This window comes from Actinomadura sp. NEAU-AAG7, assembly GCF_018603865.1.
GTDB lineage: Bacteria > Actinomycetota > Actinomycetes > Streptosporangiales > Streptosporangiaceae > Spirillospora > Spirillospora litoris.
In genome coordinates, this window is record NZ_JAHFZY010000002.1 from 408,881 (window position 1) to 425,207 (window position 16,327).

14 protein-coding genes and 1 tRNA gene are annotated in these 16,327 nt (G+C 69.1%); 8 read left to right on the forward strand and 7 right to left on the reverse strand.

Annotated elements, in window-relative coordinates; genetic code table 11:
* Positions 1 to 2: 2 nt before the first annotated feature.
* Complete coding sequence (locus KLI87_RS11235) at positions 3 to 1,730, forward strand: serine/threonine-protein kinase (protein WP_214616895.1); 1,728 nt, start codon at positions 3 to 5, stop codon at positions 1,728 to 1,730.
* Between the two features lie 7 nt (positions 1,731 to 1,737).
* Here the strand turns inward: KLI87_RS11235 and KLI87_RS11240 are convergent, their stop codons facing one another.
* The 3 genes from KLI87_RS11240 to KLI87_RS11250 form a co-directional block, all read right to left on the reverse strand.
* On the reverse strand, positions 1,738 to 2,700 hold the full coding sequence (locus KLI87_RS11240) for an alpha/beta hydrolase (RefSeq protein ID WP_214616896.1): 963 nt from the start codon (positions 2,698 to 2,700) through the stop codon (positions 1,738 to 1,740).
* Between the two features lie 45 nt (positions 2,701 to 2,745).
* Complete coding sequence (locus tag KLI87_RS11245; protein ID WP_156217893.1) at positions 2,746 to 3,387, reverse strand: LysE family translocator; 642 nt, start codon at positions 3,385 to 3,387, stop codon at positions 2,746 to 2,748.
* Positions 3,388 to 3,459: 72 nt separating this feature from the next.
* A complete protein-coding gene (locus tag KLI87_RS11250) occupies positions 3,460 to 4,131 on the reverse strand; it encodes a DUF1444 domain-containing protein (protein WP_214616897.1) in 672 nt (223 codons plus the stop codon).
* 222 nt (positions 4,132 to 4,353) lie between these two features.
* On the opposite strand from KLI87_RS11250, the gene KLI87_RS11255 reads away from it, so the two are divergent.
* From KLI87_RS11255 to KLI87_RS11270, 4 genes are read left to right on the forward strand one after another with little or no spacing between them, the layout of a single operon-like run.
* Positions 4,354 to 5,001: an ABC transporter permease gene (locus KLI87_RS11255; RefSeq protein WP_214616898.1), complete on the forward strand. Its 648-nt coding sequence runs from the start codon at positions 4,354 to 4,356 to the stop codon at positions 4,999 to 5,001.
* A complete protein-coding gene (locus KLI87_RS11260) occupies positions 4,994 to 6,214 on the forward strand; it encodes an ATP-binding cassette domain-containing protein (protein WP_308165968.1) in 1,221 nt (406 codons plus the stop codon). The genes KLI87_RS11255 and KLI87_RS11260 overlap by 8 nt, the downstream gene beginning before the upstream one ends.
* Positions 6,211 to 7,011 carry an ABC transporter permease gene (locus KLI87_RS11265; RefSeq protein ID WP_308165969.1) on the forward strand — a complete coding sequence of 267 codons (801 nt, stop codon included), beginning with the start codon at positions 6,211 to 6,213 and terminating at the stop codon, positions 7,009 to 7,011. Before KLI87_RS11260 ends, KLI87_RS11265 begins: the two co-directional genes overlap by 4 nt.
* Positions 7,011 to 8,000: a glycine betaine ABC transporter substrate-binding protein gene (locus KLI87_RS11270; protein WP_214616899.1), complete on the forward strand. Its 990-nt coding sequence runs from the start codon at positions 7,011 to 7,013 to the stop codon at positions 7,998 to 8,000. Before KLI87_RS11265 ends, KLI87_RS11270 begins: the two co-directional genes overlap by 1 nt.
* Here KLI87_RS11270 and KLI87_RS11275 read toward each other — a convergent pair.
* From KLI87_RS11275 to KLI87_RS11285, 3 genes are read right to left on the reverse strand one after another with little or no spacing between them, the layout of a single operon-like run.
* On the reverse strand, positions 7,993 to 9,495 hold the full coding sequence (locus KLI87_RS11275) for a cobyric acid synthase (RefSeq protein WP_214616900.1): 1,503 nt from the start codon (positions 9,493 to 9,495) through the stop codon (positions 7,993 to 7,995). The genes KLI87_RS11270 and KLI87_RS11275 overlap by 8 nt on opposite strands.
* Entirely contained in the window at positions 9,492 to 10,412 is a 921-nt protein-coding gene (locus KLI87_RS11280) for a cobalamin biosynthesis protein (protein ID WP_214616901.1), read from the reverse strand. Before KLI87_RS11280 ends, KLI87_RS11275 begins: the two co-directional genes overlap by 4 nt.
* A complete protein-coding gene (locus KLI87_RS11285; RefSeq protein ID WP_308165971.1) occupies positions 10,387 to 11,175 on the reverse strand; it encodes an aminoglycoside phosphotransferase family protein in 789 nt (262 codons plus the stop codon). Before KLI87_RS11285 ends, KLI87_RS11280 begins: the two co-directional genes overlap by 26 nt.
* Positions 11,176 to 11,291: 116 nt before the next feature.
* On the opposite strand from KLI87_RS11285, the gene KLI87_RS11290 reads away from it, so the two are divergent.
* Positions 11,292 to 11,368: transfer RNA gene (locus tag KLI87_RS11290), tRNA-Arg, on the forward strand.
* 1,106 nt (positions 11,369 to 12,474) lie between these two features.
* Here KLI87_RS11290 and KLI87_RS11295 read toward each other — a convergent pair.
* Complete coding sequence (locus KLI87_RS11295; RefSeq protein ID WP_214616902.1) at positions 12,475 to 12,702, reverse strand: hypothetical protein; 228 nt, start codon at positions 12,700 to 12,702, stop codon at positions 12,475 to 12,477.
* Positions 12,703 to 13,350: 648 nt separating this feature from the next.
* On the opposite strand from KLI87_RS11295, the gene KLI87_RS11300 reads away from it, so the two are divergent.
* Positions 13,351 to 14,193 (forward strand): serine/threonine-protein kinase, encoded by an 843-nt coding sequence (locus KLI87_RS11300; RefSeq protein ID WP_214616903.1) that lies wholly within the window; start codon positions 13,351 to 13,353, stop codon positions 14,191 to 14,193.
* Positions 14,194 to 14,372: 179 nt separating this feature from the next.
* Positions 14,373 to 15,368: a hypothetical protein gene (locus KLI87_RS11305; RefSeq protein WP_214616904.1), complete on the forward strand. Its 996-nt coding sequence runs from the start codon at positions 14,373 to 14,375 to the stop codon at positions 15,366 to 15,368.
* Positions 15,369 to 16,327 lie beyond the last annotated feature (959 nt).

Here is a 16,327-nt window from a genome sequence, read left to right on the forward strand (position 1 = left end):
CCATGACCACGCGCGCAGGAGACAACGGCGAGGCGCTGAGCCCCGAGGACCCCGGGGAGCTCGGCCCCTACCGGCTGCTCGGGCGGCTCGGACGCGGCGGCATGGGCACGGTCTACCTGGGCGAGGACCGGACGGGACGCCGCGTCGCCGTCAAGGTGATCAACCGGGAGCTGGCCGGGGAGGGCGCGTTCCGGGAGCGGTTCCGGCGCGAGGTGACCGCCGCCGGGCGGGTCCGGCGGTTCTGCACGGCGCCGGTGCTGGACGCCGAGCTCGACCGCGACCCGCTCTACGTCGTCACCGAGTACATCGAGGGCCCGAGCCTGGAGCGCGCGGTCGCCGAGCGCGGCCCGCTGCCCGGCTCCGACCTGGAGGGCCTCGCGGTCGGTGTCGCGACCGCGCTCGCCGCCGTCCACGGCGCCGGGATCGTGCACCGCGACCTCAAGCCCGCGAACGTGCTGCTGTCGGCCACCGGCCCGCGCGTCATCGACTTCGGCATCGCCCGCGCGCTGGACGCGGCCGACGGCCCGACCCGCACCGGCCAGTTCGTCGGCACCCCGAGCTACCTGCCGCCGGAGCTGCTGCGCGGCGAGCCGGTGACGCCCGCCTCCGACGTGTTCTCCTGGGGCTGCGTGGTCGCCTACGCCGGGACGGGCAGCGCGCCGTTCGCCGGCGCGACCGTCCCGGAGATCTTCTACCGCGTCGCGCACGGCGAGCCGACGCTGGACGGCCTCGACCCGGCCCTGCGCGACGTCGTCGCCGCCGCGCTCGACAAGGACCCGCGCCGCCGTCCGAGCGTGCAGGACCTCCTCGAACGGCTCGTCGGCCACCGGCGGGCCGACCCGGCCGAGCTGGCCGAGACCGTCCAGGCGGGCTGGCACGGCGCCGCGGACCGGGAGGGCGCCTCGTCGGCGGTCGCGGCACAGGGTGCGCCCGCGCGGGCCACCGCGACCGCGCTGCTCGGCCCCGACGCGACGCGCGGCGACACTCCCCCGCCCCCCGAGACCGGGGGGCCGCGGGGGCGGAGGCCCCCGCGCGTCCCGCTGATCATCGGTGCCGCGGTCGTCGTCGCGGTGGCCGCCCTCGCGGCGGTCGGGTTCACCATGCGCGGCTCGGACGGCCCGCCCGGCAAGGTCGCCACCGTCTTCGGCGACGACTTCTCCCGCACCGACTCCGGCTGGAGCGGCGGCAACTTCACCAGCCAGAACGGCTACAAGGACGGCAAGTACCGGATGGAGACCGACGCCGGCAGCGACGCCCGCGAGCAGTGGGTGCCGCTGGAGAAGGCGGAGGACAACCCCGACCCGGTGTTCGCCACCGTGACGGTCGGCGTCCGGCAGGGGGCGCCCGAGAGCCGGTTCGGGATGGTGTGCCGCGCGAACGACAACGGCGAGCGCGGTTACGCCTTCCTCGTCCGCAACGACGGCAAGGGCGCGCAGCTCCGCAAGGCCAACGGCAACCAGGGCAGCAAGGAGCTGGCGGCCCCCGACTCCGTCCCGGGGTTCGAGCGCACGGGGCCGAACCGGGTCCAGATCGCCTGCGAGAGCCGGGACGGCGGCAAGCGGGTGCGGCTGCGGCTCTGGGTGAACGGCGCGCGGGTCATCGACGCGACCGACGCCGACCGGCCGCTCGGCGCGGGCTGGGTCGGGCTCGGGGTCGAGCGGGGCGGCAACCCGGCGCAGCAGATCGTCGCCGACTTCGACGACTTCGACATGTCGAAGATCCTGCGCTAGGACGCGGTCAGGGCGCGGGGAGGTAGCCGCCGGTCCAGCGGGCCAGCTCCTCGAACACCCGCCCCCGCACGGGCTCGGCGGACAGCACCAGGTCGTGCAGGCCCCCGTCGATCCTTACGAGCGTGACGGTCCGGCCGAGCCGGGGCGCCCAGCGGGCCATGTGCTCGACGTCCAGGACGGCGTCGGCGCCCGTCACGTCCGGCGCCCGGCGCGTCGGGCGGACGCTGCGCGCCGAGGCCATCACCAGCACCGGCACGTCGATGTCGAGGCCCCGGTGCAGGCGGAGCTGCCCGCGCCGGACCGCCGCGAGCCACGCCGCCCGCACCGGGAACCCGAGCAGCGGCTTCCACTCCAGGTCGAACTCCCATTCGCCGTCGTGGTCGCGGTGGAGGCTGCGCGGATACAGGTCGGACACCTTGGCGGGCAGCGGCGCCTTCGGGAACCGGGAGCGCAGCACCCGCGCCAGGCCCGCGCCGAGCTTGCGCGTGACGAGCGGCTCGGGGAGGTCCAGGAACGGGCTGTTGAGGAACAGGCCGTCCACGCGCCCCCGGCCGCGCACGCGGTCGGCCCACAGCGCGGCGATCAGGCCGCCGGTCGAGTGGCCGTTGAGCAGCAGCGTGCCGTGCCCGTCCACGTCCCGGACGATCCGGACGGCCTCGTCGATCTCCGGGAAGTACTCCGACAGGCTGCCGATGAGGTTCGGGGTCTGGTGCGGGCGCAGCGACCGCCCGTATTTGCGCAGGTCGAGCGCGTAGAAGTCGAAGCCGAGCTCGACGTAGAAGTCGGCGAGGTGCCGCTGGAAGAAGTAGTCGACGAACCCGTGCAGGTAGAGCACCGCGCGGTCCCGGGACGCCCCGGCGCCGCGCCGCCGGACGAGCGTCGCGACGACCTCGCCCTCCTCGTCGCGGCCCATCGGCAGCTCGATCGCCTCGTAGCCGTCGCCGAGCACGTCCGGCGTCGCGTCTGGCATCACGTTGGTGGCCCCTCCTCCGTCCGGGACCCCAGCGTAGAGGGCTCAGTCCTTGCGGCCGGTCGTGGCGATCGCGAAGCCGAGCCCGATCATCATGAGCCCGCCGGTGCCGCCGACCGCCGCGAGCCGGCGGGGCGAGCGGGCGAACCACGCCCGCGCCGTGCCCGCCGCGAGGCCCCAGACGCTGTCGCACAGCAGCGCGATCACGGCGAAGACCAGCCCGAACACCATCATCTGCAACGGCACGTGCCCGAGGTCGCGGTCGACGAACTGGGGCAGCACGGCGGCGAAGAACACCGTGGTCTTGGGGTTGGTCACGCCGACCACGAAGCCCTGCCACAGCTCCCTGGCGCGTCCCGGGTCGGCCTCGGCGGGCCGCCCCATCGCCTCGTGCAGGGCGTGCCGGTGCCGGAACGCCTGCGCCCCGAGGTAGACGATGTAGGCGGCGCCCGCGAGCTTCAGCGCGGTGAACACGACGACGGAGCGCTCGACGATCGAGCCGACCCCGAACGCGACCGCCGCCGTCAGCACGACGACGCCCAGCTCGTTGCCGACCACGCTGGTCAGCGCGGTGGCGCGGCCGTGCGCGAGCGCGCGTCCCACCACGAACAGCACCGTGGGGCCGGGTATCACGATGATGGCCAGCGCCATCGCGGCGAAGCCCAGGAGTTGTTGCGTCGACACCATGGCCCGCACGCTATGCGGGGGTCGCGCCGGTTACCTACCGATTTTTCCGTACGGTCGGGCGTCCGGGCCGTGTCAGCCGGCCAGCGTCTCCCAGGTCGCGCCGCGCCGCACCATCAACTCGTGCGTGAGCAGGCTCCCCGCGGGGACGTCCCACGCGGGGTCGGCGCCGTCGCCGCGGTCCTGCGCCCACACCTGCGCGACGGCCCAGCGGAGCTTGTCGACGCCGTCGGGGTGTCCGGTACCGGACGCGACGAACACGTCCCGCGCGGGCGCCGCGACGACGAGGTCGCCCTCCACGTCCTGCGCGAGCTTCTCCAGGAAACCCTCGTCCAGCAGGAGGGCCGCCTCCAGGCCGCCCTGCCGCGCCCGCCGCCCGCCCTGCGGGCCCGCGGGCGCCGCGGTGGGGCCGCCGTCGCCGAGCGTCACGGTCACCGCGCGGACGTCGGGGTACCAGCTCAGGCTCAGGTCGGGACGCCGGTTCCGCAGGTTGATCGTCGCGAGGCGGCGCAGCTCGCCCGCCACCACGCCCAGCTCCGCGCAGTGCCGCCGCGCGACATGCTCGTAGCGGCGGCCGAGCGGGGCGGCCTCGTCCGCGACCTCCAGCGCGTAGGTGACATAGAGGTCACCGGCGAACGGGTCGCGGACCGGCTCCTCCTCCGGCGGCAGCGGGAACTCAAGTTGGACCTCGGCGGGCACCCGGGCCTTCATCAGCGGGACGATGAGACTGGACCGCGGCTCGGTCACGGGGCGTTCCTCCTGATGGCTTCCGCACGATGTTCCACACGGCTCGCGCACGATGTTCCACGGGGCTCGCGCGCGGCGTCCGACACGGCCGCCGGCACGGGCCCCCGTGCGCCTTCCAGAGTGGATCACACTACCGCCGCCGCGGGTCCGGACGCCGAATCCGTGACCCGTACATGTGTGTTCCGTGGTGGGGAGGGGGTAATGATCTCCCCGGAGGGAACCGTGAGTTTCTGGGAGTATCTGGGCAGCAGGCGTGAGCGTCTCGTCTTCGAGACCTGGCAGCACGCCAGCATGGTGTTCCAGACCGTCCTGGTCGCCCTGGTGCTCGGGGTCCTGATCGGCGTCGCCGTCTACCGCAGCGCGCGGCTGTCGGCGTTCGCGACCAGCGCGGCCGGCGTGTTCTTCACCGTCCCCTCCCTCGCGCTGCTCGGCCTGCTCATCACCCCGCTCGGGCTCGGGGTGGCGCCGAGCGTCGTCGCGCTGACGCTGTACTCGCTGCTGCCGATCGTCCGGAACACGGTCGTCGGGCTGGCCGGGGTCGACCGCACGCTGGTGGACGCGGCGCGCGGCATCGGCATGACCCGCGCCGCGATCCTGCTGCGGATCGAGCTGCCGCTCGCCTGGCCGGTGATCCTGACCGGCGCGCGGGTCAGCACCCAGCTCGCCATGGGCATCGGCGCCATCGCCGCCTACGTCAACGGCCCCGGGCTGGGCGAGCAGATCTTCTCCGGGCTCGCCCGGCTCGGCGGCGCCAACGCGATCAACATGACGCTCGCCGGGACCCTCGGCATCGTCCTGCTCGCCCTGCTGTTCGACGGCTGCTTCGTGCTGATCGGCCGCCTGACCACCCCGAGAGGCATCCGTGTCTGAGGCCCGCTCCGACCCTCCGCCCGGCGGCGCCACCGCGGCCGGGCCGCCCGCCGCCGACGACTCCCGCGGCATCGAGCTGATCAATGTCACCAAGCGCTACCCCGGCCAGCGGACGCCCGCCGTGGACGACGTCACGATGACGATCCCCGGCGGCGAGATCGTCGTGCTGCTCGGCCCGTCCGGCAGCGGCAAGACCACGATGATGCGGCTGATCAACCGGCTGATCGAGCCGACCTCCGGCAAGATCATCGTGGCCGGGCGGGACACGCTCGGCCTGAACCCCACCGAACTGCGCCGCCACATCGGCTACGTCATCCAGAACGCCGGATTATTTCCGCACATGACGGTCGCGACGAACGTCGGGCTCGTCCCGCAGATGCTGAAGTGGGACCGCGACCGCATCGCCGCCCGCGTCGACGAGCTGCTCGAACTCGTCGACATGGACCCGGCGACGTTCCGCGGCCGCTACCCGAGGGAGCTGTCGGGCGGCCAGCAGCAGCGCGTCGGCGTCGCCCGCGCGCTCGCCGCCGACCCGCCCGCCATGCTGATGGACGAGCCGTTCGGCGCGCTCGACCCGATCACCCGCGAGCACCTCCAGGACTCCCTCCTCCGGCTCCAGGAGGAGCTGGGCAAGACGATCGTCTTCGTCACCCACGACATCGACGAGGCGCTCAAGCTCGGCGACCGGATCGCGATCCTCGACGAGGGCTCGCGCATCGCGCAGTACGCGACGCCGAAGGAGATCCTGCTCGATCCCGCCGACGCGTACGTGGAGCAGTTCGTCAGCGGCGGGCAGATGATGCGCCTGCTCCAGGTCAGCCGGGTCGCGGACGTGCCGCTGCAATCGGTCCCCGAGGCCGCGCCGCGGGACGACGCGGCCGACGTCCTGGCGCGGATCCGGGCCGGGGAGACCGGCTTCGGGATCGTCCTGGACGAGCGGCGGCGCCCCGTCCGCTGGATCCACCCGGAGGACCTCGACGGCGTCACCGGCCCGATCGGCACCCGCGGCATGGCGACGGCCACCCCGATCCGCGCCCGCTCCACGCTCCAGCAGGCCCTCGAACGGCTGATCCAGATCGAGCACGACTGGGTCCCGGTCGTCGGCCCGCGCGACGTCTACCAGGGCACCGTCACGCTCGGCACCCTGCAGAACGCGCTCAGGGAGATGAAGGAGCGCGGCCGCGTCCGGCGCCGGGGAACGGCGGACGCGTGAGCGCGCCGTCCCCGGAGATCCGGGCCGCCTCGCGCGCGGACGCGGCGGAGCCGGCCGCCGCCCTGCACGCGCCGACCGGCCGGTCATGGCGGATGCTCCTCGAACCGGTCGTGATCCTCGTCGTCGGCGCCGCGTGGATGCTGTACGTGGAGACCTCCGACCTCGACAGCATCGAGGAGCGCAGCCTCAAGCCCCGCTACGTGTGGCAGAAGACCTGGGAGCACATCGAGCTGACGCTGGTGTCCACGCTGATCGTGCTGCTGATCGCCGTCCCGCTCGGGATCGTGCTGAGCCGCGAGTGGGCGCGCCCGGCGACGCCGTTCGTGCTCGCCGTCGCCAACATCGGGCAGTCCGCGCCCGCGATCGGCGTCGTGGTGCTGCTCGCCGTCCTGCTCGGCATCGGGTTCTGGACGACGATCGTCGCGCTCGTCGCCTACGGGGTGCTGCCCGCGCTCCGCAACACCATGGTCGGCCTCCAGCAGGTCGACCCGGACCTGACCGACGCGGGCCGGGGCATCGGGATGTCGCCCGCGCGGGTCCTCGGACGCGTCGAACTGCCGCTCGCCGCCCCGGTCATCCTCGCCGGGATCCGCACCACGCTCGTGCTGATGGTCGGCACGGCCAGCATCGCCTCCTTCATCAGCGGCGGCGGCCTCGGCGACATGATCACCACCGGCGTCACCACCCAGCGGACACCGGTGCTGCTGACCGGCTGCGTCCTCATCGGCCTGCTCGCCCTGCTGATCGACTGGCTGGGCGGCGTGGCGACCCGCCTCCTCGCGCCGAAGGGGCTGTGATGGCACGCGGCGGTCGGACGGGGCGCCGGGCGCTCGCGGCGCTGCTGTGCCCGGTGCTGCTCGCCCTCGGCGCGTGCGGCCTGAAGCCCGCCTCGGCGTTCATCCCCGCCGTCGAGCCGGGCTCGATCCGGCCGATCCCGGGCCTGCGGGACGCCCGCGTCCGCGTCTCCTCCAAGGAGTTCACCGAGCAGCTCATCCTCGGCAAGATCGCGGTGCTGGCGCTGAAGGCCGCCGGGGCCGACGTCGTCGACCACACCGGCGCGCAGGGCAGCGTCACCTTCCGCAAGTCCATCACCAGCGGCGACAACGACCTCGGCTGGGAGTACACCGGCACCGCCTGGATCACCTACCTCGGCCGCGAGGACCCGCTGACCGACCCCCGCGCGCAGTTCGACGCCGTCCGCGACCTCGACCTGCGCGAGAACCGGATCGCCTGGCTCGCGCCGCCCGCGCCCTACAACAACACCTACGCGCTGGCCGTCAAAGTGCAGACGCAGCGGAAATACGGGCTGCGCGACCTCGGCGACATCGCCAAACTGCCCGTCGGACAGCGGACGTTCTGCATCGCGCCCGAATTCCTCGCCCGCAACGACGGGATACGCGGAATGCTGAAGGCGTATGGAATTCCCTACGGCTCGGGGGTGCCCGCGAAGAACTTCCGGGTGATGACCGAGGGCGTCATCTACCAGGGCGTCACCGAGAACCGGTGCGTGCTCGGCGAGGTCACCTCCACCGACGCCCGGATCGAGGCGAACGGCCTGACCGTCCTGTCGGACTCGCGGCACTTCTTCCCGAACTACAACCCGGCGATCATGGTCCGGGAGCAGGTACTGCGGGAGCACCCCGAACTGACCGCCCTGTTCGCCAGGATCAGCCCCAGGCTCACCACCGCCACGATGCGCGACCTGAACAGCAAGGTCGACATGGACGGCGAGGACCCGGCGTTCGTCGCCCGCGACTGGATGCGCGCCCAGGGCCTGGTCAGGTAGCGGACGGCGGCCCGGCCGGAGGGACCACGGGCAGCCCCTGCGGCGCCCCGCCCTCGATGAGCCGCCACAAGGCTCCGGTGTCGAGGTGCTCCTCGACGAGATCGCCGAGGACGTCCAGGGTGGCCTCCCGCAGCGCCGCGAACGACACGTCGGGTGCGGGGGTGAAATCACGCCCCGCGACCTCGGCGACCTCCCTCAGGAAGGCGCGGCGGAAACCGTCGTTCTCCCATGCCCCGTGCCAGGTCGTCCCCCACACGGCGCTCTGCCGGCACCCGTCGAGGAAGGGTTCCCCGCCCTCCCTTTCCGCGATCCCGTGGTGGATCTCATAGGCCAGGACGTCCTCGCCGTAGGCGCGCCCTTCCGGCCGTCCGAGCGTCTTCTCCTTCCCGAAGACGACCCGAGCCGGAAGAACCCCCAGGCCCTCGACCCGTCCGGCACCGGATTCCACGGAGTCCTCGATCTCCTGCGCGAGCATCTGGTAACCGCCGCAGATCCCGAGGACGGGCCGTCCCTCGTTCACGCGGCGCAGCACCTCGTCGGCCATTCCCCTTTCCCGCAGCCACGCCAGATCGCTCACGGTCGCGCGGCTCCCCGGCAGGATCACCAGGTCCGCCTCCGCCAGGTCCCCGGCGGAGGCGGCATAGCGCACCACCACTCCGGGCTCGCACGCGAGCGCGTCCAGATCGGTGAAATTGGAGATCCTCGGGAACCGCACCACCGCGATCCGCAGCGTCTCCCGCCCGTGGGGGCCCCTCGCCTGCGGGCGCGGCGCGTCCAGCGAAAGCGTGTCCTCCGAATCCAGGTACAACCCCAACCGCCAAGGCAGAACACCGAGCGTCGGCCGTCCCGTCAACGCCCGCAACTGCTCCAGGCCGGGCTCCAGCAACTCCCGCGCGCCCCGGAACTTGTTGATGACGAAACCCGCCACGAGCGCCTGGTCCTTCTCCTCCAGAAGGGCGACCGTCCCGAAAAGGGAGGCGAAGACACCACCCCGGTCGATGTCCGCCACCACCACGACGGGAATGTCGGCGGCCCGCGCGAGCCCCATGTTGACGATGTCACCGGCCCGCAGGTTGATCTCCGCCGGGCTCCCCGCGCCCTCGCAGACGACCACGTCGAACTCGTCCCGCAGTTCGGCGAGGCTCTCCTGAACGACCCCCCGGAGCCGTTCCTTGTGAGCGCCGTATCCCAGCGCGTCCACCTCCGCGACGGGACGCCCCAGGACCACGACCTGACTGCGCCGGTCGCTCCCCGGCTTGAGCAGCACGGGGTTCATCACGGCCCGCGCCTCGACCCCCGCCGCCTGCGCCTGCATGTATTGCGCGCGCCCGATCTCCGCGCCGTCCACCGTCACCATCGAGTTCAGCGACATGTTCTGCGCCTTGAACGGCGCGACCCGCACCCCCCGCCGCGCCAGCCACCGGCAGATCCCCGCCGTGACCACGCTCTTTCCCGCGTCGGACGTCGTCCCCGCCACCAGCAGGGCCCCGCTCATCGCAACCTCCACGCAACCAGGGCCGCCGTTCCCGCGGCGGCGAGCCCGACCCTTTTCGACAACCGCACGGCGCGCCGCACGTCCCGCACCTCGGGGGCCCGCCCGTCCCCCATCTCGGGCCGGCGCTCGACCTCTCCCCCGTACGAGTTGGCGCCGCCCAACCGCACCCCGAGCGCCCCGGCGAACGCGGCCTCGCACCGCCCCGCATTCGGACTCGGATGGTTCGCCCCGTCCCTCCGCAGAACCCGCCAGGCGTCCGCGCTCCCCGAACACGCCACCGTCAGCAACCCCGTCACCCTCGCCGGAATCCAGTTGGCCACATCGTCAAGCTTCGCCGCCGCCCACCCGAACCGCTCATAACGCGCGTTCCGATACCCCACCATCGCGTCGAGCGTATTGACGGCCCGATAGACGACGAGCCCGGGAACCCCCGCGACGGCCCCCCAGAACAATGGCGCGATAGCAGCGTCAGAGGTGTTCTCCGCCACCGACTCGACGGTCGCCCGCGCCAACTCCGCGCTCTCCAGCCCCTTGGGATCCCGAGCACACAAATGGGACAACCGTCCCCGAGCGGCCTCCAGATCCCCGCGCTCCAAGGCCGAGGCCATGAAAAGCCCCTCGCGCCCCAACGACGTCCCACCGAGCACGGACCAGGTGACAACACCGGTCACAACCGCACGCGAAACCGCACCCTTCCCCACCCGATCCAAAACCACCCCGACACCAAGGGCCCCACCGACCACAATCCCAACAAAGACAACGCCCCGCGCACGCGAGTCCTTATAGACCCGCCGTTCCACCCACGAGGCGGCGCGGCCGAATCCGGCCACCGGATGCCCCCGCCTCGGATCGCCCAGCAAATGGTCCAATCCCGCCCCGAGAAGCAATCCCTCAGGAGAGACGCGCGTCAAGTTCATCCCAGTGCCGCTCCAGCCAATCCTGGGCCCGCCTGATCCGCGGCCCCGCCCCACCCTGCCAGATCCGTGCCCACCCGCCGCCGCGCCGGGCCTTCGACTCCATCGCCAGATACGACCGCTCGAACCTCACCCGGGCCGCCGGAAGCACCTGTCTCCGCTCCTCCCGGTCCAAGCCGTAGGCGTCGCAGAACACCCGGAGCCGCCGACCCACGTCCGCCCGGTAGAGCAGCGCGTCCCGATCCGCCGGATCCGCGATCGGCGCCCAGTGCCGCAGCGCCGTCACCACGTCGTACAGCCGCGTCGTGGGCCGCGCCAGATCGAAGTCGATCAAAGCGACCGGCACCCCGTCCCGGAAGACCACGTTCTCCGGCGTCACGTCGCAGTGCCCGATGATCTCCGGCGCCCCGTCCAGGTTGGACGCCTCCGACTCCCACGGCGCCCCGTCCGGCGCGACATAGCCCGCGACCGCCTCGTGGTACCCCCGCAGCAGCCGCGCCACCCCCTCCAGCGCGCCTTCCGTCACCACATGCGGCGCCAACGGCCGCAGCGCCGCCTCACCGGGGACCCAGCTGAGGATCTCCCGCCCCCGCTCGTCCACCCCGAGCACCCTCGGCGCCTCGAACCCGACCGACTCCAGGTGCCGGAGCAACCCGTGCACCGCCGGACTGTGCGCCCGCAGGGGCCTCCGCACCGTGTCCCCGACCCGCACCACGCCCTCCGTCACGTCCCCGCCGGAGAGCGGCATCTCCCTGTCCACCGCCACAGCACCCCAAGATATGACCCCCCGGCCACCACCTCCGCCCGTAACGACCGTTTTAGAGGTGGAGCCCAGCGACCACCCCCCTTACACTGTCACCCGGCGCCCTCCCGGGCCGCCGAGCGCCCGTAGCTCAGCTGGATAGAGCATCGGTCTTCTAAACCGACGGTCGCGGGTTCGAATCCTGCCGGGCGCGCCACCCCCACCACCCCGATCACCACCCCCACCTGCCCAAACACCCCGCAAGCCGCCCATCACCGTGTGCCACGGCAGGCCAGCACCCGCCACCGAACGCCACCGCCCACGGAATATCCGCGGAATGATCAAGGGCACCCCCACCACAGGCGAACGATGACCGCAGCACCCCGCGGCCACGTCCAGATCCCGCGCTCCCTGATCTACTCCCCCACCCACAGCGCCCTGGCCGTGTGGACGTGGGCGATGTACGAGACCCTCATGCCCCACGCCCTAAACGGCACCCGCGCCCCCGCAATGGCCCGCCGCAGCTTCCTAGCCGACCGCGCGAACACCTCCACCACAGCCCTGGACGACGCCCGCCGCCAACTCCTAGCCCACACCGAGCACGGCCCCTACCTCTCCCGCTCCACCCCCCGGGGCGCCAAACGCAGCGTCCTGCACACCGCCCTGCGCCGCCCCCGCGAAACCGGCGAACGCTACGCCCCCGTCCCCGCCTGGACCCTCGACCTGGTCTGGGCCGGACGCCACCGCCCCACCGGCACCATCTCCACCGATGCCTGGCGCCTCTACACAGCCGCCGTCGACCGAGCCCACCGCAACGGCAAACCAACCCCCTTCGACACCACCACAGCCCGCCTAGCAGCCGCCCTGAACACCTCCCAACCCACCGCCAGACGCCGCCTAGCCGAGCTGGAAACGACCGGCCTCATCGAAGCAACCGCACGCCCAGGCGGCTGGCTCTCCCTCCGCGTCGTCCTAGACGAAGACGACGCCACCCAAACCGCCGAACACCACGCGAACCACGGCCGACGCCACACCAACCCGCACCGAAACCCCTCCCATATAGCGGCACTCACCCCATGCAAGAACCGGCACACACCCCTCGCAACAACCGGCACTCCACAGGAGACACCCCCCACCTATTCACCCCCTGAGGAGCCACCGCCACTTCCCGCCGCAGGCGCCTACAGCAACCAGAGCCCGCGAACGCAACCAGCCGGCAAAGCCGGGAAGCCCACACACCACCGTCAAAACCGCCCAAGCCGCCGACCACCGACGCGCATCCCCAGAGCTGCCACCGACCTCTACCGGGCCCTGCCGCCCGACCTAACCCATCAGATCCCCGAGCACGGCTCCCAACGCGTCCTGAAGGCCATCGCCGCCGAGCTGCAGCACCGCACTCCAGCCGAACTGACCGACCGCATCGCCCGCAACTGGGATCAGTGGCGCTACCGCATCACCGACACCGACCCCCTCCGCGACGCCGTAGCAGTAGCAACCCGCCTCATCCGCCGGGGCCGCCACTGCCCCGACGTCCGCTGCGAAGACGGCCACCAACTCGACCTCAACGCGCCCTGCAAGGCCTGTTGGAAGACCGTTGGCCGCCCCACACCTCGCGAAAGCGAGCCCACGGCTCCCCACCGAACGATTCAGTCCACCGAGGACATGGAGGTTAGCGCCGGGCGAATTCTCCGGACCGCAGGAGTCTCAGGGAGACCAGAAGTCGAATCTGGCACTGGAAAAGTGAAATCCGTCAGCGCGGTTGCTCGCGCTGGAATGTCAGAACGTGTCGACGGACGATTCTACGCAGCGCTCGCGCGCCGACTACTCAGAGCCACAACCACCGCAGAACGCGATGCAATCTTCTCCCAAATGCCACAGACCCGCGCCATGTGACCACCCCCCTCCACTCAGGTGCGGTACCCCTCTCTCAACTGACACTCACCAATCGCAGCGCTCAGGCGCCGGTCAGCCGCCTGCCTCGCATCGCTATGCGTCCTATTACTCATAGCCTCCGTCTGCACACTTGATCAAATAGCTTCCTGCCCCGATCCCTGACACGACAATAAGGCACATACGTGGAGCAATGCCCCCACCTACATCAAGTCTGGTTCGAGCGGTCTAGAGTGCCGCAAGCACGCCTCAAGATCGACTTGCCCGAAGGGTCGCGTGTGCCTCAAGAGGTCAGGTACTCTGCAGCAGATGACTGGCGTAAGCAAAGAATTGATCAAGTCGGCGCTCTCGGCGCTGGGCGTGGAGGACGAAGGAGAGATCGCCCGTGGTGGACAGAAGGTCGTCCACCGTGTGCGAACGAACCATCTACCGTTGGTACTCAAGGTCATCATGGTCACCTCAACCGGCGCAGCGGAACTACGACGTGCCGAAAGAGAAGTGGAACTTCTTGCATCGCTTGATAGCCCGCATGTCGTACGGGTCGCCTCTGGTCTTGTTGAACTTGGTGACCCTATCTCAGGCGCAGCCTGGCTAGAAGAGTTTCTAGACGGCGAGGACCTGACTGGCCTCCTATACCGCAGACAATGGACTTGGGAAGAAACTGCGCGACTCGGCCTAGAAATAGCTAAAGGACTGGGAGTCGGCCACGCCAAGGGTGTCGTGCATCGCGATCTAAGTTCGAATAACATACGCCGAGTAAGTGACGGCACTTACAAGGTGATGGACTTCGGATTTGCAAGGCACACCCTTCGTTCAGGTCTCACTGTCGCCGGCCAGCCAGGGACAGCCGGCTTCTTGAGCCCAGAGCATCTTCAGAGTTACTCGGGTTCTCCTACGGCAGCATCCGATGTATTTTGCGTAGGCATACTGATGTATGCAGCACTAACGAAACGACTCCCTATACCCTACAGTGGCGACGATACCGATTACCTTCATAGGCTTTCAGCTATCGATATCATCGACATCGGAAAACTAAGGCCCGACTTGAAGCCCCAGCATCAAGCCTTGATAAAGCGCTGTCTCCATCACCAGCCCGCACGGCGCTATCTCAACGGCGTCCGTCTGGCGGCAGCCCTAGAGGAGGTTTCATGAGTACTCTCATCGAAGACAGTCCTCGCCTAAACCTTAACGGCCGGGTAATCGAGGCAGTCGAAGGAGATTTAAGCGTCGGCGCTGTGCTTACTCCGTGGGCGACCCCATGGATCAACAGAGTTGGTCGCGGGCAACCGAAGGGGCTACGGGAGAAGAGTGACGGCCTACGAGAAGGGGGCGTGGACCTTTGGTTTGATCCGATGACCCATGCACTGCAAATGGGAGGAGTGGGTGACTTTAGGTTCTACGACGAGTACGACCTTTGGGACGCCGATCGAGGTGATTTGACAACCTCCGCAACGCGGCGTACTCACATCGACAAGGTTTTTGGCATACAGGACCGAATCGGCGCACCCCACCTTGCACCTACCGTACTTCTACATCATGGATTAAGCGACACCAGCCTTCAGGCACTCAACCTATCCCGGGAGGCCGTGGAACGCGACCCCGGTTGCTGGCTCTCCATTGCGGGTACATCGCCGTTCTGGGCCAGCGAATCTGCTCTTGACGCTCACGTTGGGGCCCTCGCACAACTAAACCCTAAAGGCTGGTTCGTCACCGTAGTGCGACCGGTGAATTCGCTGCCCGTAGAGGCGATACCGGAAGAGACACACGGACTTTGCCGCACAGTTCGCGCGCTTTCCGAGTATGCCCCCGTGCACGTATCGCATGGTGACATCGCTGCACTACCTGCAGTCGCTGCGGGAGCTTCTACAATCGGCACCGGCTGGGATAAACGTCAGCGCGTCTGCTCTTTTGCCGACTATGCCGCTCGCCCCGATCACACTGAGGGAGGAAGTGGCGGAACCTGGTATATGCGTCCCACGCTGACGATGCTACTCGGGTCACTTAGCCAAAATGAAGCTGCTCTCCTGAGGCGCCTCGATGCAGAACGGGCGACAAAGCTAGGTGGCATCCCTGCCCCCGGAGCGAAGGAATCATTTTTCCACCACCTACAGGTGCTTAACACTGTGATTAGCGAGATCACGGTAGGCGCCGACAATGAGCAACGCTATCGACGCTTGGTAGAACGATACTCAATCGCGAGCAGGGAATGGCCAGCCGTGCAGCGGCTGACCAATTCACCCCAAGGCGCAGCCGAGTGGATTCACAACCTTCAGAAAGGACTGATTTTCTACGGAGAAACGGAGGGATGGTCACCAACTGGCGACTGAAGAGCTTCGATTAGATGCTCTGAGGCCCATAGCCGCTGAGCCTCGCTTAGCGGATGAATTCTTGGCCGCTTCACCCACTTGCCGTCGACTACCAATCCACCCCTATCTTTTTCGACTTCGGCAACCAACTGTTCCATCACTCGTGGAGTCAACCGCCCCATGACAAGCATGTAGGCGTCTGCCCAAACACTGTATGAACGTGCTTGATAAAGGGCACCAACCCAGTCACGAACCTTTGTCTCTACCGCATACAAGCGCCCGACAGGTGCAAGCCCTCGCGGCTTTACGAATTTTCCTTCTTTAACTTCCTTAAGAGCTCCCTTCCTAACGAGATAAGGAAGGCGCCTGGAAATCGTTCCGGTCGGCCACCCAAGCACCTGCGCGATGCCAGACACGGATAGTGGCCTGCACGGGTGGCACACCGCTGCCACGGCAGCATCGACCTCATTAAGCAACGGTGGGACCTTTAGCGCCAACCGATCAGTGAGACAGCTAGACGAACCGACCAACACTGTCATATCCGGGATCCCGATGGGGCCAGTCATTTCCCGCATTATCAGCAAGCCACTTCTAGCGTTAGGAAGCTTGCGACAAGCCGCGAGCGCTGGTTCGAAGAGTGCAAGTTCATGGGTTGGTTCAAAGCGCCTTCCAGCTCGCGGGCGGCTGGTTTCAAGTATCAACTCGACTGTCATAACTAATATCCCTCGCTCAAGGCTCGTTGCGTCAAATCGTCAACAGCCAGCGCGCCAAAAGAACTTGTCCATGAGACTAGCGAGCGATCGCGCCTTTTGTGTGTGACTTACCTCACTTCCTCATAGAGTGTAGAGCCTTTGCTTACCGATGGCCATAGCGCCGGACTTTTGTGTAGGTATGTCGGTGTTCTCGGTGCTCCGTCAGATAGGTCAGGCAAGCACGAAGCACGGAGGCTGTGCCAACCCGCGCAAGGAGTAGGCGGCTCG

Coding starts and splice junctions, on each gene's coding strand:
- KLI87_RS11235 (WP_214616895.1), top strand. CDS start 3: ATGACCACGCGCGCAGGAGACAACGGCGAGGCGCTGAGCCCCGAGGAC.
- KLI87_RS11240 (WP_214616896.1), bottom strand. CDS start 2,700: ATGCCAGACGCGACGCCGGACGTGCTCGGCGACGGCTACGAGGCGATC.
- KLI87_RS11245 (WP_156217893.1), bottom strand. CDS start 3,387: ATGGTGTCGACGCAACAACTCCTGGGCTTCGCCGCGATGGCGCTGGCC.
- KLI87_RS11270 (WP_214616899.1), top strand. CDS start 7,011: ATGGCACGCGGCGGTCGGACGGGGCGCCGGGCGCTCGCGGCGCTGCTG.
- KLI87_RS11275 (WP_214616900.1), bottom strand. CDS start 9,495: ATGAGCGGGGCCCTGCTGGTGGCGGGGACGACGTCCGACGCGGGAAAG.
- KLI87_RS11280 (WP_214616901.1), bottom strand. CDS start 10,412: ATGAACTTGACGCGCGTCTCTCCTGAGGGATTGCTTCTCGGGGCGGGA.
- KLI87_RS11300 (WP_214616903.1), top strand. CDS start 13,351: ATGACTGGCGTAAGCAAAGAATTGATCAAGTCGGCGCTCTCGGCGCTG.